General features: G+C 70.6%; 18 protein-coding genes. 9 read left to right on the top strand and 9 right to left on the bottom strand.

Annotated features, from left to right (window positions below):
• Positions 1 to 160 precede the first annotated feature (160 nt).
• Positions 161 to 994 carry a universal stress protein gene (locus tag V2J18_RS10085; RefSeq protein ID WP_336131712.1) on the top strand — a complete coding sequence of 278 codons (834 nt, stop codon included), beginning with the start codon at positions 161 to 163 and terminating at the stop codon, positions 992 to 994.
• Between the two features lie 102 nt (positions 995 to 1096).
• Here V2J18_RS10085 and V2J18_RS10090 read toward each other — a convergent pair whose 3' ends face one another.
• Positions 1097 to 1720, bottom strand: coding sequence for a LysE family transporter (locus tag V2J18_RS10090; protein ID WP_336131713.1), 624 nt, complete (start codon positions 1718 to 1720; stop codon positions 1097 to 1099).
• A gap of 125 nt (positions 1721 to 1845) precedes the next feature.
• On the opposite strand from V2J18_RS10090, the gene V2J18_RS10095 reads away from it, so the two are divergent.
• Positions 1846 to 2697 carry a LysR substrate-binding domain-containing protein gene (locus V2J18_RS10095; RefSeq protein WP_336131714.1) on the top strand — a complete coding sequence of 284 codons (852 nt, stop codon included), beginning with the start codon at positions 1846 to 1848 and terminating at the stop codon, positions 2695 to 2697.
• On the opposite strand, the gene V2J18_RS10100 is transcribed toward V2J18_RS10095, so the two are convergent.
• Positions 2694 to 3593 carry an AraC family transcriptional regulator gene (locus tag V2J18_RS10100; protein ID WP_336131715.1) on the bottom strand — a complete coding sequence of 300 codons (900 nt, stop codon included), beginning with the start codon at positions 3591 to 3593 and terminating at the stop codon, positions 2694 to 2696. The two genes, V2J18_RS10095 and V2J18_RS10100, sit on opposite strands and share 4 nt — an antisense overlap.
• Positions 3594 to 3823: 230 nt before the next feature.
• On the opposite strand from V2J18_RS10100, the gene V2J18_RS10105 reads away from it, so the two are divergent.
• Complete coding sequence (locus V2J18_RS10105; RefSeq protein ID WP_336131716.1) at positions 3824 to 4576, top strand: SDR family oxidoreductase; 753 nt, start codon at positions 3824 to 3826, stop codon at positions 4574 to 4576.
• 171 nt (positions 4577 to 4747) lie between these two features.
• On the opposite strand, the gene V2J18_RS10110 is transcribed toward V2J18_RS10105, so the two are convergent.
• Both V2J18_RS10110 and V2J18_RS10115 read right to left on the bottom strand, forming a co-directional pair.
• Complete coding sequence (locus V2J18_RS10110; RefSeq protein ID WP_336131717.1) at positions 4748 to 5560, bottom strand: isocitrate lyase/PEP mutase family protein; 813 nt, start codon at positions 5558 to 5560, stop codon at positions 4748 to 4750.
• A 49-nt stretch (positions 5561 to 5609) separates the two neighbouring features.
• The gene (locus V2J18_RS10115) at positions 5610 to 6500 is read right to left on the bottom strand and encodes a M28 family metallopeptidase (protein WP_336131718.1); all 891 of its coding nucleotides are present in this window, start codon (positions 6498 to 6500) and stop codon (positions 5610 to 5612) included.
• Between the two features lie 156 nt (positions 6501 to 6656).
• Between V2J18_RS10115 and V2J18_RS10120 the strand changes: the two genes are divergently transcribed.
• Entirely contained in the window at positions 6657 to 7304 is a 648-nt protein-coding gene (locus tag V2J18_RS10120; protein WP_064746927.1) for a response regulator, read from the top strand.
• A 429-nt stretch (positions 7305 to 7733) separates the two neighbouring features.
• Here the strand turns inward: V2J18_RS10120 and rne are convergent, their stop codons facing one another.
• Complete coding sequence (gene rne / locus V2J18_RS10125; RefSeq protein WP_336131719.1) at positions 7734 to 11219, bottom strand: ribonuclease E; 3486 nt, start codon at positions 11217 to 11219, stop codon at positions 7734 to 7736.
• A 496-nt stretch (positions 11220 to 11715) separates the two neighbouring features.
• Here rne and V2J18_RS10130 point away from each other — a divergent pair, with 496 nt between their 5' ends.
• On the top strand, positions 11716 to 12672 hold the full coding sequence (locus V2J18_RS10130; protein WP_064749725.1) for an RluA family pseudouridine synthase: 957 nt from the start codon (positions 11716 to 11718) through the stop codon (positions 12670 to 12672).
• Between the two features lie 162 nt (positions 12673 to 12834).
• Here the strand turns inward: V2J18_RS10130 and V2J18_RS10135 are convergent, their stop codons facing one another.
• Both V2J18_RS10135 and V2J18_RS10140 read right to left on the bottom strand, forming a co-directional pair.
• A complete protein-coding gene (locus tag V2J18_RS10135) occupies positions 12835 to 13257 on the bottom strand; it encodes an energy transducer TonB (RefSeq protein WP_064749726.1) in 423 nt (140 codons plus the stop codon).
• A 5-nt stretch (positions 13258 to 13262) separates the two neighbouring features.
• Positions 13263 to 13604: a 4a-hydroxytetrahydrobiopterin dehydratase gene (locus V2J18_RS10140; protein ID WP_064749727.1), complete on the bottom strand. Its 342-nt coding sequence runs from the start codon at positions 13602 to 13604 to the stop codon at positions 13263 to 13265.
• A gap of 140 nt (positions 13605 to 13744) precedes the next feature.
• On the opposite strand from V2J18_RS10140, the gene V2J18_RS10145 reads away from it, so the two are divergent.
• Both V2J18_RS10145 and V2J18_RS10150 read left to right on the top strand, forming a co-directional pair.
• Positions 13745 to 14341, top strand: a complete 597-nt coding sequence (locus V2J18_RS10145) for an NfuA family Fe-S biogenesis protein (RefSeq protein ID WP_336131720.1) — start codon at positions 13745 to 13747, stop codon at positions 14339 to 14341.
• A gap of 19 nt (positions 14342 to 14360) precedes the next feature.
• Complete coding sequence (locus V2J18_RS10150; protein WP_336131721.1) at positions 14361 to 16094, top strand: hypothetical protein; 1734 nt, start codon at positions 14361 to 14363, stop codon at positions 16092 to 16094.
• A 228-nt stretch (positions 16095 to 16322) separates the two neighbouring features.
• Here V2J18_RS10150 and V2J18_RS10155 read toward each other — a convergent pair whose 3' ends face one another.
• Both V2J18_RS10155 and V2J18_RS10160 read right to left on the bottom strand, forming a co-directional pair.
• Positions 16323 to 16772, bottom strand: coding sequence for a c-type cytochrome (locus V2J18_RS10155; RefSeq protein ID WP_336131722.1), 450 nt, complete (start codon positions 16770 to 16772; stop codon positions 16323 to 16325).
• Positions 16773 to 16780: 8 nt separating this feature from the next.
• A complete protein-coding gene (locus V2J18_RS10160; protein WP_064749936.1) occupies positions 16781 to 17173 on the bottom strand; it encodes a c-type cytochrome in 393 nt (130 codons plus the stop codon).
• A 329-nt stretch (positions 17174 to 17502) separates the two neighbouring features.
• Here V2J18_RS10160 and V2J18_RS10165 point away from each other — a divergent pair, with 329 nt between their 5' ends.
• A complete protein-coding gene (locus V2J18_RS10165) occupies positions 17503 to 18648 on the top strand; it encodes an efflux RND transporter periplasmic adaptor subunit (RefSeq protein WP_064749933.1) in 1146 nt (381 codons plus the stop codon).
• 84 nt (positions 18649 to 18732) lie between these two features.
• The gene (locus V2J18_RS10170) at positions 18733 to 22260 is read left to right on the top strand and encodes an efflux RND transporter permease subunit (protein ID WP_336131723.1); all 3528 of its coding nucleotides are present in this window, start codon (positions 18733 to 18735) and stop codon (positions 22258 to 22260) included.
• Positions 22261 to 22263 lie beyond the last annotated feature (3 nt).

Below are 22263 nucleotides of genomic sequence, written 5' to 3' on the forward strand. Positions count from 1 at the left end.
GCAGCGCCCGCAAGCCGCGCGCGGCTTGCCGACCGGCCGCGCAAGGTGCGATTGCGCCACCGGTCGGCGCTTGCCCGCGCGATCGCGCGCGACTGATCCAGATCAAGCGCCGTCGAGCCCGGGTCGGCCAAGCTGTGGGCGTTTCCCATGCGGACTGGCCATGTTCAAGGACATTCTGGTGCCGTTGCTGCTCGGCGACATTCAGCCGCCGGTGTTGCGCACGGCCTGTGCGCTGGCCGAAGCCGGCGGCGGGCAGGTCACGGCCCTGGTCGGGGTCAGCCTGGCCGCGCCGATCGCCGACGCCTGGGACTACTACCCGGCCGGGCTGTACGAAACCATGCGCGAGAGCGCGCTGGCGACCACCGATGCGATCGCCGAGGCGGTCGAGTTGCGCCTGGCCGGCGAGTCGGCGCGTTGGTCGGTGCGCAAGAGCGAGTCGTTCTGGCTGACCCCGGGCGAGATCTGCGTGCAACACGCGCGTTACGCCGACCTGACCGTGCTCGGCACCGGTCAACGCGAGGCGCCGGCGCGGCGGCGCTTGTTCGCCGCTCTGCTCGGCGGCTCCGGCCGGCCGGTGCTGCTGGTGCCGGAGGACTGGGCCGGAGACGGCCGGGTCGAACATGTGGTGCTGGCATGGAAGTCTTCGCGCGAGGCGGCGCGCGCGTTGCACGATGCCATGCCCTTGCTGGCGCGGGCGCGCTCGGTCGATCTGTTGATGGTCGATCACGATTTCGAGCGCGATTCGCAAGCCGATCCGATGGGTTTCCTGCTCGGCAGCCATCTGCAGCGGCATGGGATTCCGGCCGAACTGGTGCGGCGCAGCGCCGAGCGCAGCTCGGTCGGCGAAGTCGTCGCCGCGCATGCGCGCGAATCCGGCGCCGACCTGATCGTGGCCGGCGGCTACAGCCATCCGCGCCTGCTGGAAGACGTGCTCGGCGGCGTCACCCGCTATCTGCTCGACCATACGCCGGTACCGGTGTTGTTCTCGCACTGAGCCGGCCGGGCGGGCGAGGACAGGGGGAGTTCTTGGCGCGACCTACCTACCGCCGTTCCCGCGAGGGCGGCCCCCCGGGGCTTCATCGCGACGCAGGGGAAATCAGGCCGCGCGGCGCAGGGCCGAGGCCGCGAGCAGGGCGCCGAAGCCGACCAGCAAGGCGCCGAACACGCGGTCCAGCCAGCGCCTGAAGCGCAGCAGGCGAGCGCGCACTTCTTCGCCGGACAGGGCCAGCGCGACCAGGCCGAACCACGCGATGTGCGCGGCGGATACGAAGGCGCCGTAACCGATGCGCTGCGCGAGCGGCGTGTCCGGTTGGACCGCCTGCAGGAACAGGCTGACCACGAACACCGTGCTCTTGGGATTCAGCGCATTGGTCAGAAACCCCGTGCGCAGCGCGGCGAAATCCGACAACGCTACCGGCGCGGACGGTCCGGCGGCAGCGGCGGCGGGCGTGCGCAGCATCTTGACGCCCAGCCACAGCAGGTACAGCGCGCCGATCAGTTTCAGCGCGGCGTACAGGCGCAACGATTGCTGGATCACCAGGCCGACGCCGAGCAGGGTGTAGGCGATGTGCACCCAAACGCCCAGGCCGATGCCCAGTGCGGTCAGCAGGCCGGTGCGGCGCGACAGCAGCAGGCTGTTGCGCGAGACCATGGCGAAGTCCGGCCCCGGGCTGATGACGGCGATCAAGGTGATGGTGACGACAGCTAACAGCTCATGCATGCGCGGGACGAGCGAAAATCGGCAATTGCAGCTAAATTAGGCCGATGAAAAGCCGTCCGCAAACGACGATTGTTCACTCAATGGGTGAGGAAAAATCACGACCGACGCGGGCTCGGCTGCCGCCGTTGGGCGCGTTGCGTTGCTTCGAGGCGGCGGCGCGGCTGCAGAGCTTTACCCGCGCCGCCCAGGAACTGCACCTGACCCACGGCGCGATCAGCCGGGCGGTGCGTTCGATCGAGGACGCTCTGGGCGTAGCCCTGTTCGAACGCCGTCACCAACGGGTACGGCTGACCGCGGCCGGTGCGCGCCTGCGCGAGGCGGCGGCGAACGCGTTCGACGGGTTGGAGGCGGCGGTACGCGAGTTGCGCGCGGCCGCCGGGCCGCGTCCGCTGCGCTTGTCCTGCGAGCCGACCCTGCTGATGCGTTGGCTGATCCCGCGCCTGGCCGGTTTCCACGCGCAGCATCCGCAGATCGCCTTGCAATTGGTCGCCGGCGGCGGGCCGGTGCCATTCGGCGAGGTCGACCTGGCGATCCGGCGCAACGATTTCGACCGCAACGGCGCACATGCCGAGTTCTTGTTCGAAGAGCGCATCGGCCCGGTCTGCAGCCCGCGCACGCACGGGCAATGGCTGACCGCCGCCGCGCGGCCGCGCTTGCGCGCCGAAGCCAGCCTGCTGCATACCGCGACCCGGCCCGGGGCGTGGAACGATTGGGCCCGGGCCAGCGGCGCGACCCTGCCGCAGCGGCGCGGCCAGCGTTTCGAGCATTTCTACTTCAGTCTGCAGGCGGCCGTGGCCGGCCTCGGCGTGGCGATCGGGCCCTGGCAGGCGGTACGCGACGACATCGACGCCGGCCTGCTCGAAGCGCCGCTGGGCTTCGTCGCCGACGGCAGCCGTTACGAGCTGTTGTCGCCGCAGGCACCGATGGCGGGGACGCCGGAAGCGGCGGTGCTGGGCTGGCTGCGCGCGCAGGCCTAGCCGCTGTACAGCGCTTCGGGCGTCCGGCGCAGCCGGGCCACGTCGCGCAACGGCGGCGCGCCGAACAGGCGGTTGTATTCGCGGCTGAACTGCGAGGGGCTGTCGTAGCCGACCGCATAGCCGGCGCTGGCGGCGTCGAGCGCGCGGCTCAGCATCAGCTTGCGCGCTTCCTGCAGGCGCAGTTGCTTCTGGAACTGCAGCGGGCTCATCCGGGTGACCGATTTGAAATGCGCGTGCAGCGCCGAAGGGCTCATCCGCGCCTGGGCCGCCAGTTCGGCCAGATCGAACGGATCGCGGAAATGCCGCTTGATCCACGCGATCGCGCGCTGGATCTGGCCGAGCCGGCTGTCGGCCTGGGCGATTTCGCGCAGGCGCGAACCTTGTTCGCCCTTCATCAGCCGGTACAGGATTTCGCGTTCGACCAGCGGCGCCAGCAGCGCGATATCGTCGGGCGTGCGCAACAGACGCTGCAGGCGCAAGGCGGCGTCGACCAGTTCCGGCTGCAGATCGCCGAGCATCAGACTGGGGTCGGACGTCGCCGCCGCCGGCGTCGCGCCCATCTCCATCCATAGCGCGGCAAGCATGGCCGGGTCGAGGTCCAGACGCAGGCACAGATAGGGTCGCTCGGCCGAGGCTTCGATCACCTGACCGACGATGGGTACGTCGACCGACACGGTCAGATAGCGATTGCGGTCGTACTCGTAGACCCGGTCGCCGAGCAACACCCGTTTGCGCCCCTGCACGACGATGCACACCGCCGGTTCGTGCAGGGCGTGCAGCGCCTCGGTCGGTGCGGCGCTGCGGATCAGCGCCAGGCGCGGGATCGCGGTTTCGTGCACGCCGTCGTCGACGGCGTTTCGAGCAACCAGGTCGGTCAGTTCGGCGAGGGCTGACATCGTCGGTCCGCAGCGGCAGGCAGGAGAAAGACCCGAGAATGCGGGCGAATTCGCCGGTCCGGGGATGAGGCGATGATCCGCCGCGGACGCTGCAGCGGCAAGCGCAGCGGTCCCGCTTTGGAGAATCGTGCAAGAACCGCCCGCGATCGTTCTACCGCCTCCCGGACGGGCGCGACGACAGTGGCGCCAGGCCGGACGAACCGCGTCCGCCGCTTCCCAGGAGCTCCGCCATGTCCTCTGTTCCAGCTATTCCAGCCATTCCAGCCAAGACCGTACTGATCACCGGCGCCAGCAGCGGTATCGGCGAAGCCACCGCCCGCCTGCTCGCCGCGCGCGGCGCGCGGGTGGTGATCGGCGCCCGCCGCGGCGAACGCCTGCACGCCCTGGCCGAAGAGATCGCCGCGGCCGGCGGGCAGGTGCGCCAACGCGTGCTCGACGTCACCGACGCCGGCGATGTGGCCGCCTTCGCCGCCTACGCGCAAGAGCAGTTCGGCGCCATCGACGTGTTGGTCAACAACGCCGGGGTGATGCCGCTGTCGACCCTGGACGCGCTCAAGCTCGACGAGTGGAACCGGATGATCGACGTCAACATCCGCGGCGTGCTCCACGGCATCGCCGCGGTGCTGCCGGCGATGCGGGCCCAGGGCCACGGCCAGGTGGTCAACGTCGCTTCGTTGGGCGCGCATTACGTGGTGCCGACCGGCGCGGTGTATTGCGCGACCAAGTTCGCGGTGTGGGCGATCTCCGACGGCCTGCGCCAGGAGAACGAGCGCATCCGCGTGACCACGATTTCGCCCGGCGTGGTCGAATCGGAACTGGCCGACAGCATCAGCGACCCCGCGGCGCGCGAGAACATGAAGGCATTCCGTCGCATCGCGATCCAGCCCGATGCGATCGCGCGCGCGATCGCGTTCGCGATCGAGCAGCCGGACGATGTCGACGTCAGCGAGGTGATCGTGCGCCCTACGGCCGGGACGTTCTGAGTTGCGGGGATTGGGGATTCGGGATTCGGGATTGGCTAGGCGAATCCGAATCCGCTTTCGTCGGTCGTCGGTCGTCGGTCGTCGGTCGGGTCGATGGATTGCGATCGCGAATGCGGCAGGGCGAGCCTGCCGTTTTCGCGTTTTCGCGTTTTCGCGTTTTCGCTTAGCGGCTCAGGCGAAATCGAACAGCGCGTTGAGGCGGCCGTAGTCCATTGCCCGCGCTTGCAGCGGCCGCGAGTCGCCGTCGCCGAGAAAGCCGCCGGCGAGGTCGGCCAGGCGGGCATAGGCCGACTGCGCCAGGTCCGATCCGGCGCTGAGCCGGCGCACGCCCCAACCCTGCAGTTCGGCGGCCGGCGGCAAGGCCGGACATGCGAGCAGGTTCAACGGCAGATCGCAGCCGGCGGCGATCGCGCGTACTTCGTGCTCGGCGGTCAGGCCGGGCACGAACAAGCCGTCGGCGCCGGCCTCGCGGTAGCGCGCGGCTCGGGCGAGGGTGGCCTCGACCCGCTCGCCCTCGGCGGCGAGGCCGCGCAAGTACACGTCGGTGCGTGCGTTGAGGTAGAGCGGCACGCCGAGCCGGGCGGCCGCGGTTTTGACCCGTTCGATCTTGGCGCACAACCGCTCGGGGCCGGCGCCGCCGTCCTCCAGGTTGATGCCGACCGCACCGATGTCGATCAGCGCCGCGACGGTGTCGGCGACTTGCGCCGGATCGTCGGAGTAGCCGCCTTCGACATCGACCGACAAGGGAATGCGGATCGCGCGGGCGATGCCGGCGGCCACGTCGATCAGGCGCTGCGCCGGCAAGCGGTCGCCGTCGGCGTAGCCCTGCGCCCACGCGACGCCGGCGCTGGTGGTGGCCAGCGCCTTGGCGCCGAGGCTTTCGATCAGGCGTGCGCTGCCGGCGTCCCAGCCATTGGCGAGCAACAGTACGCCGTCGTGATGGAAACGATGGAACTGCGCGGCGCGATCGGCGGTGGCGGACATCGAGGGTTTCCTTCGCAAGAGCGCGCAGTATCGGCCGCACGGGCAGAGCTTACTTGCCGTTTTCGGACATCGACGTCGGCGCCAGGCGGGTGTCGGCGTCCCAGCGCCGGATCGCGTTTTCGACCGCGTCCACGCCGAGCGCGGCGGCTGCCGGATCGATTTCGTCGAGGGTGTCGTGGGCACTGTGGATCACCCGCATCACCTTGGCCGTCTCTGCGGTTTTCTCGCGCCGGTACGCGGCCAGGATCAGCGGTACTTCCTCGGCGCCGATCAACGAGTACGACACCGCCGGCCAGCCGGCCTTGAGGAAGGAGCGGTGGTCGCTGGGCGGATACTGCTCGCCCGGCGCCAGGCTCAGGCCGGCGGCCTGAGCGGCGCTGCGGCTGGCCGCGACCAGCGCGCTGTCGGCCTCGGGGGTCATCATCCACAGGGTCTTGCCCCAGCCGAACACGTCGAAGTTGACGTACAACGCCGGCTTGGCGCGGTTCTGCGCGATGTAGGCGGCCGAGCCGAGCAGGCCGGCTTCTTCCAGGTCCCAGAACGCGACCGCGACGCGATGGCGGCTCAGCGGACGCTGCTTGAAGCGCTCGGCCAGGGCCAACACGGTCGCGCTGCCGGACGCGTTATCGGTGGCGCCGCGGCCTTCGCCGACGCGATCGAAGTGCGCGCCGAACAACAGCAGCGGCGCATCCGCCGACCCGGACACGTCGGCGACCAGGTTGGTGCCGCGGCCGTGTTTGCCCGCTTCGAACGTTTGCGCATTCCAGTGCAGGCCGATCGCGTCGAGCCGGCGTTCGATCGCGCTCCGGCGTCCATCGCCGGCGTCGGCATCGGCGATCGCGTCGACGTCGCCGATCCAGCGTTGGGCTTTGGGCGCCGCTTCGCGGGCAAGGGCGGGCGCGGCAGCGGTCAGCCACAGCGCGGCGGCGACGGCAATCACGAGCGTAACGGGGCGGCGTCGTTGCATGAGTTCCTCGGAATGGGATGGGCGAAACGGAGCGGTCATTGTGAACCTAGTAACATTATCAGTGCCTTGCACCGCACAAAGCGGCCGCGTAGCCTGCTCGGAGTGGCAGCAAGGCGGCAGGGGAAGGACATGACCATCCGTGTTTTCATCGTCGACGATCATGCGCTGGTGCGTACCGGCATGCGCATGATTCTGTCCGCGGAAACGGATATCGAGGTACTCGGCGACGTCGAAAGCGGCGAAGAGGCGATGCCGCTGATCCGCAAGCTCAAGCCCGATGTCGTGCTGTGCGATCTGCACCTGCCCGGCGTCAGCGGCCTGGAAGTGACCGAGCGCATCGTCAAGGGCGATCACGGCACCCGGGTCATCATCGTCTCGGTACTCGAAGACGGGCCGATGCCCAAGCGCCTGCTCGAAGTCGGCGCGTCGGGTTACGTCGGCAAGGGCGGCGACGCCAGCGAGCTGTTGCGGGCGATCCGCGACGTCGCCCGCGGCAAGCGCTACCTGGCCAGCAACATCGCCCAGAACCTGGCGCTGTCGAATATCGACGGCGGCGCGTCGCCGTTCGACGAGCTCTCGCCGCGCGAACTGGAGATCGCCTTGTTGCTGGTGCAGGGCTTCCGGCAGGAAGAAATCGCCAAGCGCCTGAGCCTCAGCGCCAAGACCGTCAACACGCACAAGACCCGGCTGTTCGAGAAGCTGGCGATCACCGACACCATCGCCCTGGCGCGCCTGGCCGCGCAGTACGGGCTGGCGGATCCGGCGCATTCGTTGTGATGCGGCGGTAGCTGCGACAGCAACAGCGACATTCAACCCCGGTCCCGGTTCCATAGGCGAGGGCGGTCGGTAGGGAGCGCGGCGAACCTTTGGGCCCGTTGCCGGTGGCTGCTCGAAGGCCGCGACTGCCCTTTTCGAAACGGGACGCGACCGGCTGTGCTTGGGCCAACTGGTGTGCTTTCGTCGATTCGTTCCGTAAGAGAACGGTGCGCGATTGCGCCCGCGCCGGGCTTGTCCGCTTGCGCTGTTCCCCATCGAAACGGCTGGGATTCGCGGGCGCTCCTCGCAACGATAAGCGGACCGAGCGAGCGCGGGGCCGATGCAGTGAGACGCGATGCGCGCGTGTCGGCGAATCGCGGCGATAAAAAAAACCACCGGCCGCTCGCGCGGCCGATGGTTTCGCTGACGCGGGGATCGAATGCCGCGCGATCAGGTGCGACGTTCGTTGCTGTCGTCGCCCTTGCCTTCGGCGGCCTCCTCGCCCTCTACCGCGGCGTCGGCGGCGTCGGACGTGGCCGGGGTCGAGGGCAGGGGATCGAACAGGCTGCCGGTGCGCGGCGTGGCCGGCGCGGTCGGAGCCGGCGCGACGGCCGGTACCGGATCGACCGCGGTTTCGGCCGTCGTTGCGGGCTCGGCCGCCTGCGCCGGAGCGGCTGCCGCCTCGACCGCGGCCGGCGTTTCGACGGCCGCGGTTTCGACGGCGGGCGTGGCCGCAGCGGCGCTGACGACGTCACGGTCGGTCTCGACCGGGCCCAGGGCCGGCGCCTCGGCCTGGGTCGGACGCGGGGCCGGCACTTCCTCGGTGGCCTTTTCTTCGACCTTGGGCGCTTCGATCAGCACCGGTTCGACCGGCGTGGGAGCGACCACCTCGCTTTCGACCAGGGTGTCGCGCACCGGTTCCGGTTCGATCACGGCCGCCTCGGCCAGGTCCGGTTTGACCGGCGTGCTGGGCGCGGCTTCGAGCGCAGGCTGGACGGGCTCGATCGCGACCCGCTCGATGGCGGCGACGGCGTCTTCGGCCGGGGCCGCGCTCGGCGCGGTGTCGGTCTGACGGGTGATCACCGGCATGGCCGGTTCGAGCACGGGCTCGCGCGTCGGCTCGCCGGCCTTGGGCGCTGCCGCCGGCACGGATTCCGATGCGGCCGGCGCGGCGGCTTCGCCGACCTGGCCGGTCACGGCGCTTGCGGCGGCCGCGGCGACGCTGGCGGTCGCCGCGGGGGGCACGCTGGCGGCCGCAGCCGGAGGGGCGGCGCGTGCCGGAGCCGGTGCAGCGACCGGGCTCGAGGCGGGCGCGGCGACGTCGTCGTCGAAGTCGAACTCCGGCTGCGAACGGTGCGCGGCGGCGGGCGCCGGGACCGGCTCGCCGCCGATCTCGTCTTCGTCGTCGAACGCGTTCTCGTCCTGCAGTGCGCCTTCACCGGCGGCGCCGGCTTCGCCGTTGCCGCGGCGACGGCGACGGCCGCCGCGACGGCCGCGGCGGCGACGGCCGCCGCCTTCGCCGGCGGCGTCGGCCGCATCGCCTTCGCGCTTGTCGGCGTCGGCGTCGGTCGCGCCGGTTTCGGTCTTGGCGAGGGTTTCATCGACGGCCGGCAGCGGCGCGGCCACCGGAGCGCCGGCGCTGGCCTGGGCGGCGACGATCGCCGCCGGCACCACCGCCGCGGCGACGGCTTCGACCGGCGCGTCCTGGCGCGGCGGCTTGGGCGGACGCGGCGCGGCGTTGGCGGCGACGTTGCGCTCTTCGCCGGCCTTGTCGTTCTGAGCGCGGTGATCGCTCTGGCGGGCTTCGTTCTGCGCGCGCGGCTCGTTCTGCTTGGCCTCGTTCTGCGGCCGCGCTTCGCTCTGCGGCTTGGCCTGCGCCTGGCCCGGGGCGGCCTGCTGCGGCTTGGCCTGTTGCTGCTGCTGTTGCGGCTTGGGCTGCGGCTGGCCTTGCTGTGCCGGTTGCTTCTGCTTCTGGCCCTGCTGCTGCGGATTCTGCTGCTGCGGCTTGCCGTCGCGACGCGCTTCGTCGCGGCGCTGTTCCTGGCGCGGCTCGTCGCGGCGGCCGGCGTCGCGGCCGTTCTTGCCGTTGCTGCGCTGTTCGCCGCGACGCTGGCCGTTGCGGTCGTTGCGCTCGCCGCGGCCGCGGCCGTCCTGGTTGCGCGCGCTCGGCTCCGGCGCGGCCGGTGCGGCCGGCTGCGGGGTGCCGCGGAAGATGCGCAGGATACGCTCGACCAGGCCGACCGAGTGGGTCGGCGCGGCGACCGGTGCGGGCGCCGGGGCCGGGGCGGGCGCGGCGGCCGCGACCGGGGCCTCGCGCGGTTCGCGCAACGGCGCCGGCTGGGCCGGGCGGACGTTGGTCACCGCCGGCGCGTCCGGAATGTTCAGGTGCGCCTTGGTCAGCGCGTGCAGCGGCAGCTTGCGCTGGGTGCCGCGCTGGTAGCTGGGCTTGTTGGACTCTTCGCCGAGCTCGTTCTCGCGCACCCGGGTGACTTCGTAGTGCGGGGTCTCGAGCTGCTCGTCGGCGACGATGACGATCGGGGCGTCGTGGCGCTGCTCGATCTCCAGCAGGGCGCGGCGCTTTTCGTTGAGCAGGAAGTTGGCGATCTCGGTCGGCGCCTGCACCAGCACCTGGCCGGTGTTCTCCTTCATCGCGTGCTCTTCGGCGACGCGCAGGATCGACAGCGACAGCGACTCGACGCTGCGCATGCGGCCGTGGCCGTCGCAGCGCGGGCAGACCAGCTGGCTCGACTCGCCGAGCGACGGGCGCAGGCGCTGGCGGCTCAGCTCGAGCAGGCCGAAGCGCGAGATGCGGCCGATCTGGACGCGGGCGCGGTCCTGCTTGAGCGCATTCTGCAGCTTGTTCTCGACCTCGCGCTGGTGGCGGTTCGAGGACATGTCGATGAAGTCGATCACCACCAGGCCGCCGAGGTCGCGCAGGCGCATCTGGCGGGCCACTTCCTCGGCCGCTTCCAGGTTGGTGTTGAACGCGGTCTCTTCGATGTCGCCGCCCTTGGTGGCGCGGGCCGAGTTGACGTCGATCGCGGTCAGCGCTTCGGTCTGGTCGATGACCAGGGCGCCGCCGGAGGGCAGGCGCACGGTGCGCTCATAGGCGTTCTCGATCTGCGACTCGATCTGGAAGCGGTTGAACAGCGGGGTGTCGTCGGCGTACTTCTTCAGCTTGCGCAGGTTGTGCGGCATCACCTGCTCGACGAACTCGCGCGCCTCGGCGTACATCTCGTCGGTATCGACCAGGATCTCGCCGATGTCCGGGCGCATGTAATCGCGCAGGGCGCGGATGATCAGGCGCGACTCCTGGTAGATCAGGAACGGCGCCTGCTTGCTCAGCGCGGCGTCGGTGATCGCCTTCCAGACGCTGACCAGGTAGTCCAGGTCCCATTGCAGCTCTTCGGCGTCGCGGCCGACGCCGGCGGTGCGGATGATCACCCCCATGTCGTCGGGGATGTTCAGCTTGTCCATCGCCTCCTTGAGCGCGGCGCGGTCGTCGCCCTCGATCCGGCGCGAGACGCCGCCGGCGGTGGGCGAGTTCGGCATCAGCACCATGTAGCGGCCGGCCAGGGAGATGAAGCTGGTCAGGGCGGCGCCCTTGTTGCCGCGCTCTTCCTTGTCGACCTGGACCACGATCTCCTGGCCTTCGCGCAGCAGCTCGCGCAGGCCGGCCTTGTTGTGGTCGACCCCGGGCTGGAAATAGTCGCGGGAGATTTCCTTCAGCGGCAGGAAGCCGTGGCGGTCGGCGCCGTAATCGACGAAGGCGGCTTCCAGCGAAGGTTCGAGCCGGGTGATGCGGCCCTTGTAGATGTTGGACTTCTTCTGTTCCTTGGACGGCTGTTCGATGTCGATGTCGTACAGGTTCTGGCCGTCGACGATGGCGACGCGCAGTTCTTCCGCCTGCGTCGCGTTGATCAGCATGCGCTTCATTGTTGCGTTCCTCGCGCGCTCTACCGCGCGGAACGCCATGGCGTTTCGCTATCTGGGAACTGAGTCCGCGCCGTCGCGTTCGGCGCCCGCATCCGGGCCGCCCGCCGCGCCGGCGAGGCCTCCACTACCAGCGCTACATCACCACGGCACGCCGCGGGAGCGCTTGTTACCTTTCCAATCTTTCGGGCCGGCGACGCGAACGTCGCTCGGGGCGGGGCGGCGGCAGCTTCGAGCCGGCTCTTCTGGAGCGGAAGCTCTGGCGCCGCACGGGTGTTCATCGCGATGGTTTGACCCACCGGGCGAGGGCCGGTTCCGCCGCTCCGTCGCTGCTAACATGGCTGCCCCGTGGGCAGTGGTTAGACGCGGATCGGAATCGCGGGAGGGGCTTTCGGCCCCGTACCGGAGTCGCTCGCTTGTCAGGCGTGGCGGCCAGTACAACTCCCAGCGAAATCAAAACCTTATCTCGCGTCGCGAGTGTAACAGATAACGCTTCGGGATGACCCAATCAGCAAACCCCGCCCCCAGCGGCGCGCGCACCGTGCGCGTGCCCGACGACCGCGACGGCCAGCGGCTCGACAATTTCCTCCTCGGCCAGCTCAAAGGCGCGCCCAGGTCCTTGATCTACAAGCTGGTCCGCTCCGGCCAGGTGCGGGTGAACGGGGGCCGCGCCAAGGCCGAGCGCAAGCTCGAGGCCGGCGACGAGGTGCGCATCCCGCCGGTCCGTCTCAGTGAGGTCGGCGACAAACCGACCCCGCCCAAGGGCTTCATGGACGCCCTGGACGCGGCGATCGTGTTCGAGGACGCCCGCCTGCTGGCCCTGAACAAGCCCTCCGGGGTCGCCAGCCACGGTGGCAGCGGGATCAGCTTCGGCGCGATCGAGACCCTGCGCGCACTGCGTCCGGGCCAGACGCTGGAGCTGGTCCATCGTCTGGACCGCGACACCTCCGGCCTGTTGATCGTGGCCAAGAAGCGCTCGGCCCTGACCGAGCTGCAGGCGCTGATGCGCGAGGAGGGCGGTATATCCAAGCGCTACCTGGCCCTGCTGACCGGTCGCATGCCGGACGGGGTCATGAGCGTCGACGCGCCGTTGCACATCGGCCTGCGCCAGGGCGGCGAGCGCCACGTCCAGGTGCACCGCGACGGCAAGCCCTCGTTGAGCCACTTCAAGGTGCTGGAGCGGCGCGGCGGGCAGTCGTACTGCGAGGTCCGGATCGAGACCGGCCGCACCCACCAGATCCGCGTCCACGCCCAGCACATCGGCCATCCGGTGGCCGGGGACGACAAGTACGGCGAGGCCGAGGCCAACAAGCGGCTGCGCGACCAGGCCGGGCTGCGCCGGCTGTTCCTGCACGCCTCCACCCTGGAGTTCGCCCTCGACGGGGGGCGCGAGCCGTACCTGCTCAACGCGCCGCTGGCGCCGGAATTGATCGAAGTGCTCGATCGGCTGGGCTGAGCGCTCCGGGCCTGGCGCCGGCAGAGCGGATGCGTCGGCTGCTGTCGCGCGATCGGACCGCGCCGCCGGCGGCGATGCCGGCCATCAAGCAGCGGCGCTACCGGCTCGCGCGGGCGCGCCTGTCGCGCCCTTGTGCGGCAAGGGCGCGCGAGACGGATGCGATCAGTGGGCGGCCGGGGCGGGCGCGGCGCCGCAATGCGGCGGGCGTTCGGCCGGAGCGTGGAAGGTCACCGGCACCTGGATGTCGGTGGAGACCGGCTTGCCGTTGCGGGTCGCGGCTTCGAAGCGCCAGCGCTGCACGCCTTGGATCGCGGCTTGGTCGAGCGCGGCGACCTTGCTGCCTTCGAGCACGTTGACCTTGGTCGGCTTGCCTTCCGGGCCGACGGTCAGCTGCAGCACCACCTTGCCGCCGATCTGGTCGCAGCCGATGGTCTGCGGGTAATCCGGCGGCGGCGTGTCGACCGCGCGCAGCGGGGTCGAGGGAATCGCCGGCGCCTCGGGCGCGCGCTGGCAGCCGGCGGCCAAGGCCGCGGCCAGGGCGGCGGCCAGCGCCGGGGCGAGGGACAGCGGACGGTGCAGGGTCATGGCAGTCAACCAGTCAGGGCTTCGGCCTTGGCGGCGCAGATGAAGTCGTTCTCGCTCAGTCCGCCGACGTCGTGGGTCGAGTAGCGCACCACGCAACGATCGTAATGCACGCCGAGGTCGGGGTGATGGTCCTCGCGGTGGGCCATGAACGCCAGAGCGTTCACGAACGCCATGGTGCGATAGTAGTCGTCGAAGCGGAAAGTCTTGGTGAGGGCGTGGCCGTCTTCGGCCAGTTCCCAGCCCGGCACCTGCGGCAGCAGTTCGCGCACGCGCGCCTCGTTGAGCCGGTGCTCGCTGCCGCGGCGGGCGATGCAATGGGCCTGGGACAGGGGAATGAGGTCGTTCATGGCGGACTCCTGGCGGCCGGCGCGGCGGCCGGGCGATGCGTCTGCGCCGCGACCGGTTCCGTCTGAACGGAATCGTATCGCCGGCGGTCGTAGGATGGGCGCGCGACTTCAGGTCGCGTCGACCCCGCTAGAATAGCCCGATGATCAATATTTCCGAATCCGCCCAGGCGCACTTCCGCAAGCTGATCGAACGCGAGGCCCTGCCGGGCCTGGGCGTGCGCCTGTCGGCGGTGCATCCGGGCACGCCGCGCGCCGACGTGCGGCTGGAGTTCGCCGAGCTCGCCGACCTGCACGGCGACGAATGGGCGATCGACTGCGAAGGCTTCACCCTGTGGCTGCAGGCCGACAGCGTGCGTTACCTGGACGGCGCCGAGATCGATTACGAAACCCGCGCCACCGGCGGTCAGCTGCAGATTCGGGCGCCCAAGATCAAGGGCGAGGCGCCGGCCGACTCGGCCTCGCTGGTCGAGCGCGTGCATTGGGTGGTCGAGCACGAGATCAACCCGCAGCTGGCCCAGCACCGCGGCAACGTGGCGGTGCAGGAAGTGACCGCCGACGGCGTGGTCGTGCTGCGCTTCGGCGGCGGCTGCCATGGCTGCGGCATGGCCGATGTGACCCTCAAGCAGGGCATCGAGACCACGTTGATGAGCAAGGTGCCGGGGGTGACCGCGGTGCGCGACGCCACCGACCACGACAGCGGCGACGCGCCGTACATCCGCCGGGACAGCGCGGCCTGATCGCGGCGCGGCGCAGCCCATGCCCACCGCCGCCTCGCTCATCGAAGCCCTGCAACGACGGTTGCGGCTGGCGCCGCGGCGCGCGCCCGGCGAACTGCCGCCGGGCTGGCAGCATTGGCTGGACGAAATGCCCGCGCGCGCCGACGCGGTGACCGGCGCCACCCCCGAGGCGGTGCTCGCCGTGCTGGCCCAGCGTCCGCTGGCGCAGCCGCCCGCGCGCGCCGCCGCGCTCAACCGCTGGCAGGCGTTCGCGACGCTGTGGCGGCAGGAGTGGCATCCGCCGGCGCGCGAAGAGCGCGGCCTGCGCTGGTTCGCCGGCTCGACTTCGCTGCTGTGGCATCTGATCTTCGGCGGCCTGCTGATCTGGCTGATGTACCTGCAGTATTTCGCCACCCGGCCGCCGGCGCGCGGCGAGGACGTGACCCTGGTCGAGCTGATCGGCGACGGTACCCCGCAGCGGCCCGGAGGCGGTCCGCAGCAGCCCAGCGAACAGCCCAGCGAGCAGGCGGCCGAGCCGACGCCGGCGCAAACCCAGGCGCCGCCCCAGGGCGCCGCGGCCGAACCGGCGCCGCCGCAACCCGACGTACCGACGCCGCCGGCGCCGGAACTGCAGGCGGCATTGCCCGAGGTGCCGCAGCGCGACGTGCCGGAACCGCAGTTGCCGCCGCCGACCGCGGAACAGCCGGTGATGGTCAGCAAGGCCTTGCCCGATGCGCCGCAGGAATTCGTCCTGCCGCCGACCCGGCGCCGGGTCGACGACAGCGTGCGCGTGCCGCAGTTGGAGGCCGCCGCCCGGCCGGTGCCGTCGCAGGACGTGCCGGCACCGGTGCAGCCGATCGCACGCGAACTGCCGCAGCGCGAGATCGCCGCGCCGAGCCTGAGCGCGCGGCCGCGCGAGATCGCGCTGCGCGAGGTGCCGGCGCCGACGCCCGCGCCGGCCTTGCCGAGCGTGAATCTGCCGAGCCGCTCGATCAGCGCGCCGCAACTGCGCAGCGTCACGCCGTCGGTGCGGGTGGCGGACATTCCGACGCCGAACCCGCCCGCACCGGCTGCCCGGTCGGCCGCGCCGGCCTCCAGCAGCGCGCCTGCGGCCGCGACGCCCGCGCCGAGCAAAGAACCCGCATTCCCGGCGTCCGCGGCGGACGCCGCCGCGGCCCTGGACGCGGCGGCGAGCGCGCCGAGCGCCGCTGCGCGCGCGCCGGCCGCGACCGCCGGCGCCGGGCCCAAGCCGACGCCGGCTCCCGGCACCTGGTCTTCGCCCAAGCGCGGCGACGACTGGGGCGAAGCCGCGCGCAACCGCCCCGGCGGCCAGCCGGGCCAGCCTAGCCAGGCCCCGGGCCTGTACGGCAGCGACGGCCGGGTGCGCCTGGCCGAGACGCCGGGGTCGGCCTCGCCGGGCCAGCCGCCGGGCACGATCACCGAGGAGATCAAGGACCTCGACCGCGCCGGCACCTGGTTGCGGCGCAAGCCCAACGATTACGAGCCGACCACCTTCGACAAGTACTGGCGTCCGAACGAGACCCTGCTGGCCGAGTGGGTGCGGCGCAGCGTCCAGACCGTGATGATCCCGATCCCGGGCACCAGCAAGCGCATCCGCTGCTCGGTGGTGCTGTTGATGGCCGGCGGCGGCTGCGGCATCAACGACCCCAACCTCAACGATCAGCCGGCCGAGGCGCGACCGCCGCCGGACGTGCCGTTCAAGCCGCATCTGCAGGAAGACAACGGCAGCGTGCGGCCGCCGCCGGGCGGCTGAGCGCCCGGGCCTGGGACCGGATTCCCGCGTCGCTGCCTACGATAGGGCGGGCGCGGCGGCGGGGCGGTGGATCGCGGCGGCCGGTCCGGCCCGTTGACCGGTCCGCCGGCGAGCTGCGAGCGGCGCACGCGCCGGACTCGATACAAAAGAAAACGGCCCGCGCGAGCGGGCCGTTTTCCTTCATGAGGTCCTGCGGCGAGCGTACGCGGCGCAGGCCCGCGCGGCGATTCAGTGAATGCCGTGCAGGTCGCGCAGCTGACCCTTGTCGCGCGAACCGAAGTAGGCGGCGAGGTCGGCGATCTGCTGGTCGTTGAGCGCCTTGGCCTGGTTCGACATCAACGCGTGCTCGCGGTCGCCGTCGCGGTACATCTGCAGCGAGTGGGCGATGTAGTCGTGGTACTGGCCGGCCAGCTTGGGGTAGGTCGGGTCGATCGGCGCATTGCCTTCGGCGCCGTGGCAATCCACGCAGGACTGACCGGTGGCCGCGCCCTTGACGCTGGCCAGCTTCTCGCCTTCGGCGATGCGGCCGGCCGGCAGGCCCGAGGAGGATGAGGTGTGGCCGGCGTTGCGATCGGCCGAGGAATGGCCGGCCGGCACGTCGGCGCTGGAGCAGGCGGCGAGGGCGAGCGACAGTGCGGCCAGGGCGACGCCGCGCTTGATCAAGCGGATCTGGGTCATGGGGCGGCTCACTTGGCGCTGGAGAGGAAGGCGGCGATGTCGGCGATGTCCTGGTCCGAGAAGCTCTGGGCCTGGGCCTGCATGGTCGGGTGCTTGCGCGTGCCTTTCTTGTATTCGCTCAGCGCGTTGACCAGGTACTCCTGCGACTGCCCGACGATCTTGGGCACGTGGTAGTTCGGATAGGCGTTCTTGTAGCCGGTGACCCCGTGGCAGCCCTGGCAGGTGTAGGTCAGCTGGCGACCGGTTTCGGCGTTGCCTTTCGCCGTCGGCGCCTTGGCCGGGGCGGGTGCGGCTGCGGCGGCGGGCGCGGCAGTGGCGGCCGGCGCCTTGGCGGGTTCCTGCGCGTGCGCCGTAGCGGCGGCCAGGGTCAGAGCGAAACAGGCGATCGTCAGCGGTCGCATCATGTCGTAGTCCGCAATCTCGAATGGCTAGCGAAAGGTGGTGGCTGGCTCTACGCGGCCGGAGACCGCGCACAAGTGGGCGAGTATAGCCGGCGATGCGACTGCAACGAAGTCGTCGTTCGACGCATCCATGCTTCGGGGCCGGAACGCCGGCGGCCGCGGCCGCTCGCGCTTACCGTGCCTCAGAATAAATCCATGGCTCCAGTCACCATGACCTTCGGCGGATGGTGGCTTTCCGGGCCGGTGATATACCTATATACAACACCGGCATACGGCCGGTTCCGCCGAAGTCCTTCGACGTTCTTATGAGAATCCTGGGGTCGTTTCGCATGCGTCATCTCACCCATAACCGCCGCGGCGGTGCTTCGGCGCGCAGTACGCTGGCGGTCGCCGCCCTGGCCCTGGCCTGTACGCTCGGGCTGGCGGCCTGCAAGGGCGGCCCCGGCGCCGCCGAGGCGCAAGGCAAGGAAGCCAAGGACAAGGCGTCCGAGGCGGTACCGGTCGAAGTCGCCCAGGCGACCCGGCGCGCGATCGCGGCCAGCTACACTGGCACCGCGCCGCTGGAGGCGCGCGCCGAATCGCAGGTGGTGGCCAAGACCTCCGGCGTGGCCCTGGCGGTGATGGTCGAGGAAGGCCAGCACGTCCAGGCCGGCCAGGTCCTGGTCCGGCTCGACTCGGCCCGCGCCGAGCTGCAGGCGGCCCAGACCAACGCCACCATGCGCAAGCTGGAGGCCAACTACGCCCGCTCCAAGCAACTGGCCGAACAGCGCCTGCTCAGCGCCAACGACAACGACCAGTTGCGCTACGACCTGGAAAACGCCCGCGCCGCCAACCGCATGGCCAACCTCGAGTTGTCCTACGCCAACGTGCAGGCGCCGATCTCCGGCATCGTCGCATCGCGTTCGATCAAGACCGGCAATTTCGTCCAGATCAACTCGCCGATCATCCGCATCGTCGACACCTCGCGCCTGGAGGCGACCCTCAACGTGCCCGAGCGCGAGCTGGCCACGCTGAAGGCCGGCCTGCCGGTGCAGATGGCGGTCGACGCCATGCCCGGCAAGACGTTCGCAGGCAAGGTCGACCGGGTCGCGCCGGTGGTCGATTCGGGCAGCGGCACCTTCCGGGTGATCTGCAGCTTCGAGGGCGGCGGCGCGCTGCAGCCGGGCATGTTCGGCCGCCTGCGCATCGATTACGACAACCGCGCCGACGCGCTGGTGGTGCCGCGCGCGGCGCTGCTCGACGACGAGGGCGATCCGGCGGTGTTCGTGGTCCGCGGCAAGAAGGTCGCGCGGGTGCCGGTCAAGCTCGGCTACCTCGACGGCGCCTGGGCCGAGGTCCGCGACGGGATCAAGCTCGGCGACCAGGTCGTGGTCGCCGGCAAGACCGCGCTGCGCGAAGGCACCGAGGTGCAGTTGATCGGCCAGAACCCGCCGCGTGAAGTCGCCGCGGCGAAGCCGGCCACGCAGAAGCAATAAGCGCGCCGGGCGCGCGCCTCCGCCGACGCCGCGTCCGCCGCGGCGCCGGCCGCTGACAACCCTAAGAGAACGTGGGGACTGACTGTGGCTCAGCCTTCGGACACGACGTCCTTCAACCTCGTGGAATTCTCCACGCGCCGCCGGGTCACGGTGGCGATGGTGACCATTACCTTCCTGCTGTTCGGCGTGATCGCGCTCAACAGCCTCAAGGTCAACCTGCTGCCCGATCTCAGCTATCCGACGCTGACGGTGCGCACCGAGTACACCGGCGCGGCGCCGACCGAAATCGAGACCCTGGTGACCGAGCCGCTGGAAGAGGCGCTCGGCGTGGTCAAGGGCCTGCGCAAGCTCAAGTCGGTCTCGCGCACCGGCCAGAGCGACGTGGTGCTCGAATTCGCCTGGGGCACCGACATGGACCAGGCCAGCCTGGAAGTGCGCGACAAGATGGAAGTCGTGCAGCTGCCGCTGGAAGTGAAGAAGCCGGTGCTGCTGCGCTTCAATCCTTCGACCGAGCCGATCCTGCGCATCGCCCTGTCCAACAAGGGCGGGGCCGCCGACGACACCGACGCGATCCGCCGCCTGACCGAGCTGCGCCGTTACGCCGACGACGATCTGAAGAAGAAACTCGAGCCGGTCGACGGCGTCGCCGCGGTCAAGGTCGGCGGCGGCCTGGAGGACGAGATCCAGGTCGACATCGACCAGCAGAAGATCGCCCAGCTCAACCTGCCGATCGACACCGTCATCCAGCGCCTGCAGCAGGAGAACATCAACATCTCCGGCGGCAGCCTGCAGGAGGGCAGCCAGCGCTATCTGGTGCGCACGGTCAACCAGTTCGCGACCGTGCCCGAAATCCGCGAGATGCTGGTGACCACCCAGCAGGCCGGCGGCAACGCCGCGGCCGACGCGGCCGCGGAAATGGCCCGGGTCGCCGCCGCCTCCGGTTCGGCCGACGCGATGGCCGCCGCGGCTTCGGTGCAGAGCGCCAACGACGGCGCGCAGAGCACGCCGGCCGGCGGCAAGCCGGTGCGGCTGAAGGACATCGCCGAGGTCCGCCAGGGCTACAAGGAACGCGAAGCGATCATCCGCCTGGCCGGCAAGGAAGCGGTGGAACTGGCGATCTACAAGGAGGGCGACGCCAATACCGTCGCCACCGCCGACGCCATCCAGGCGCGGCTGGAGGCGATCAAGTCGCAGATCCCGGCCGACGTCGAACTGACCACCATCGACGACCAGTCGCAGTTCATCCGCCACGCCATCGCCGACGTCAAGAAGGACGCGGTGATCGGCGGCCTGCTGGCGATCCTGATCATCTTCCTGTTCCTGCGCGACGGCTGGAGCACGTTCGTGATCAGCCTGTCGCTGCCGGTCTCGATCGTCACCACCTTCTTCTTCATGGGCCAGCTCGACCTGAGCCTCAACGTGATGTCGCTGGGCGGCCTGGCGTTGGCGACCGGCCTGGTGGTGGACGACTCGATCGTGGTGCTCGAATCCATCGCCAAGGCGCGCGAACGCGGCCTGGGCATTCTCGACGCGGCGATCCAGGGCACGCGCGAGGTCAGCATGGCGGTGATGGCCTCGACCTTGACCACGGTGGCGGTGTTCCTGCCGCTGGTGTTCGTCGAAGGCATCGCCGGCCAGCTGTTCCGCGATCAGGCCCTGACCGTGGCATTGGCGATCGCGATCTCGCTGGTCGTGTCGATGACCCTGATCCCGATGCTCAGCGCGCTCAAGGGACGGCCGCCGATGGCGTTCCCGGAGGAGGAGGGCCATCCGCGCTGGCAGCCGAACTCGCGCCTGCAAAAGCCGCTGGCCGCGATCGGCCACGGCGCCGGCGCCGGCGTGCGCGGCAGCGTGTTCGGCCTGAGCTGGTTGGTGGTGAAACTGTGGCGCGGGATCGCCGCGGTGGTCGGCCCGGTCATGCGCAAGGCCAGCGATCTGGCGATGGCGCCCTACGGCCGCGCCGAAAGCACGTATTTGAAGCTGTTGCCGGCGGCGTTGCGCCGGCCGACCCTGGTGCTGCTGCTGGCCGGCGCGGCCTTCGTCGCGACCATGGCCACGGTGCCGCTGCTCGGCGCCGATCTGATCCCGCAGCTGGCCCAGGACCGCTTCGAAATGACGGTCAAGCTGCCGCCGGGCACGCCGCTGCGCGAGACCGACAAGCTGGTGCGCGAGCTGCAGCTCAAGCACGGCAAAGATCCGGGCATCCGCGCGCTGTTCGGCGTCAGCGGCAGCGGCACGCGCCTGGACGCCAACCCCACCGAGAGCGGCGAGAACATCGGCAAGCTCACCGTGGTGATGGCCGACGGCGGCAGCAAGCAGGTCGAGGCGGCCGAAACCGAGCGCCTGCGCGAGACCATGGGCGCCCATCCGGCGGCCCAGGTCGGCTTCGCCCGGCCGCAGTTGTTCAGCTTCTCGACGCCGCTGGAAATCGAGCTGCGCGGCCAGGACCTGGAAACCATCCAGCGCGCCGGCCAGCGCATGGCGGCGATGCTGCGCGCCAATCCGCACTACGCCGACGTCAAGTCGACGGTGGAACAGGGCTTCCCCGAGATCCAGATCCGCTTCGACCAGGACCGCGCCGGCGCGCTCGGCCTGACCACGCGCCAGATCGCCGATGCGGTGGTCAAGAAGGTGCGCGGCGAAGTGGCCACCCGCTACAGCTTCCGCGACCGCAAGATCGACGTGCTGGTGCGGGCGCGCGAATCCGACCGCGCCTCGCTGGAGAGCATCCGCCGCCTGATCGTCAATCCGGGCAGCAGCCGGCCGGTGACCCTGAGCTCGGTCGCCGACGTGGTCTCGACCACCGGTCCGAGCGAGATCCACCGCGCCGACCAGGTGCGGGTGGCGATCGTCTCGGCCAATCTGCGCGACATCGACCTCGGCGGCGCGATCGACGAGGTCCGGCAGATGGTCGCCGAGCAGCCGCTCGGCCCCGAGATCGGCATGCACATCGGCGGCCAGGGCGAGGAGCTGCAGCAGTCGATCAACTCGCTGCTGTTCGCGTTCGGCCTGGCGATCTTCCTGGTCTACCTGGTCATGGCCTCGCAGTTCGAATCGCTGCTGCACCCGTTCGTGATCCTGTTCACCATCCCGCTGGCGTTGGTCGGCGCGGTGCTGGCGCTGGTGCTGACCCGTTCGCCGGTGTCGGTGGTGGTGTTCATCGGCCTGATCCTGCTGGTCGGCCTGGTGGTGAAGAACGCGATCATCCTGATCGACAAGGTCAACCAGTTGCGCGAGGAAGGCGTGGCCAAGCGCGAGGCGCTGATCGAAGGCGCGCGTTCGCGCCTGCGGCCGATCGTGATGACCACCACCTGCACCCTGTTCGGCTTCCTGCCGCTGGCGATCGCCACCGGCGAGGGCGCCGAGGTGCGCGCGCCGATGGCGATCACGGTGATCGGCGGCCTGCTGGTGTCGACCCTGCTGACCCTGGTGGTGATCCCGGTGGTGTACGACCTGCTCGACCGCCGTTCCGACGAGCACTACCGCGAGCGCGCCCGCCGCGCCCGGCGCGACGCCAGTGCGGTGAGCGAACGCATCCACGAGGAGCAGGAGCCGCTGCACGACGCCGACCTGCACCATCCGCCGCACGGTCACCAGCCGGGCCAGGCCTGAGGA

Origin of the sequence: Lysobacter firmicutimachus (genome assembly GCF_037027445.1) — a bacterium.
Classification (GTDB): Bacteria; Pseudomonadota; Gammaproteobacteria; order Xanthomonadales; family Xanthomonadaceae; genus Lysobacter; species Lysobacter firmicutimachus.

Coding starts and splice junctions, on each gene's coding strand:
- V2J18_RS10085 (WP_336131712.1), top strand. CDS start 161: ATGTTCAAGGACATTCTGGTGCCGTTGCTGCTCGGCGACATTCAGCCG.
- V2J18_RS10090 (WP_336131713.1), bottom strand. CDS start 1,720: ATGCATGAGCTGTTAGCTGTCGTCACCATCACCTTGATCGCCGTCATC.
- V2J18_RS10100 (WP_336131715.1), bottom strand. CDS start 3,593: ATGTCAGCCCTCGCCGAACTGACCGACCTGGTTGCTCGAAACGCCGTC.
- V2J18_RS10105 (WP_336131716.1), top strand. CDS start 3,824: ATGTCCTCTGTTCCAGCTATTCCAGCCATTCCAGCCAAGACCGTACTG.
- V2J18_RS10110 (WP_336131717.1), bottom strand. CDS start 5,560: ATGTCCGCCACCGCCGATCGCGCCGCGCAGTTCCATCGTTTCCATCAC.
- V2J18_RS10120 (WP_064746927.1), top strand. CDS start 6,657: ATGACCATCCGTGTTTTCATCGTCGACGATCATGCGCTGGTGCGTACC.
- rne (WP_336131719.1), bottom strand. CDS start 11,219: ATGAAGCGCATGCTGATCAACGCGACGCAGGCGGAAGAACTGCGCGTC.
- V2J18_RS10130 (WP_064749725.1), top strand. CDS start 11,716: ATGACCCAATCAGCAAACCCCGCCCCCAGCGGCGCGCGCACCGTGCGC.
- V2J18_RS10135 (WP_064749726.1), bottom strand. CDS start 13,257: ATGACCCTGCACCGTCCGCTGTCCCTCGCCCCGGCGCTGGCCGCCGCC.
- V2J18_RS10140 (WP_064749727.1), bottom strand. CDS start 13,604: ATGAACGACCTCATTCCCCTGTCCCAGGCCCATTGCATCGCCCGCCGC.
- V2J18_RS10145 (WP_336131720.1), top strand. CDS start 13,745: ATGATCAATATTTCCGAATCCGCCCAGGCGCACTTCCGCAAGCTGATC.
- V2J18_RS10150 (WP_336131721.1), top strand. CDS start 14,361: ATGCCCACCGCCGCCTCGCTCATCGAAGCCCTGCAACGACGGTTGCGG.
- V2J18_RS10155 (WP_336131722.1), bottom strand. CDS start 16,772: ATGACCCAGATCCGCTTGATCAAGCGCGGCGTCGCCCTGGCCGCACTG.
- V2J18_RS10160 (WP_064749936.1), bottom strand. CDS start 17,173: ATGCGACCGCTGACGATCGCCTGTTTCGCTCTGACCCTGGCCGCCGCT.
- V2J18_RS10165 (WP_064749933.1), top strand. CDS start 17,503: ATGCGTCATCTCACCCATAACCGCCGCGGCGGTGCTTCGGCGCGCAGT.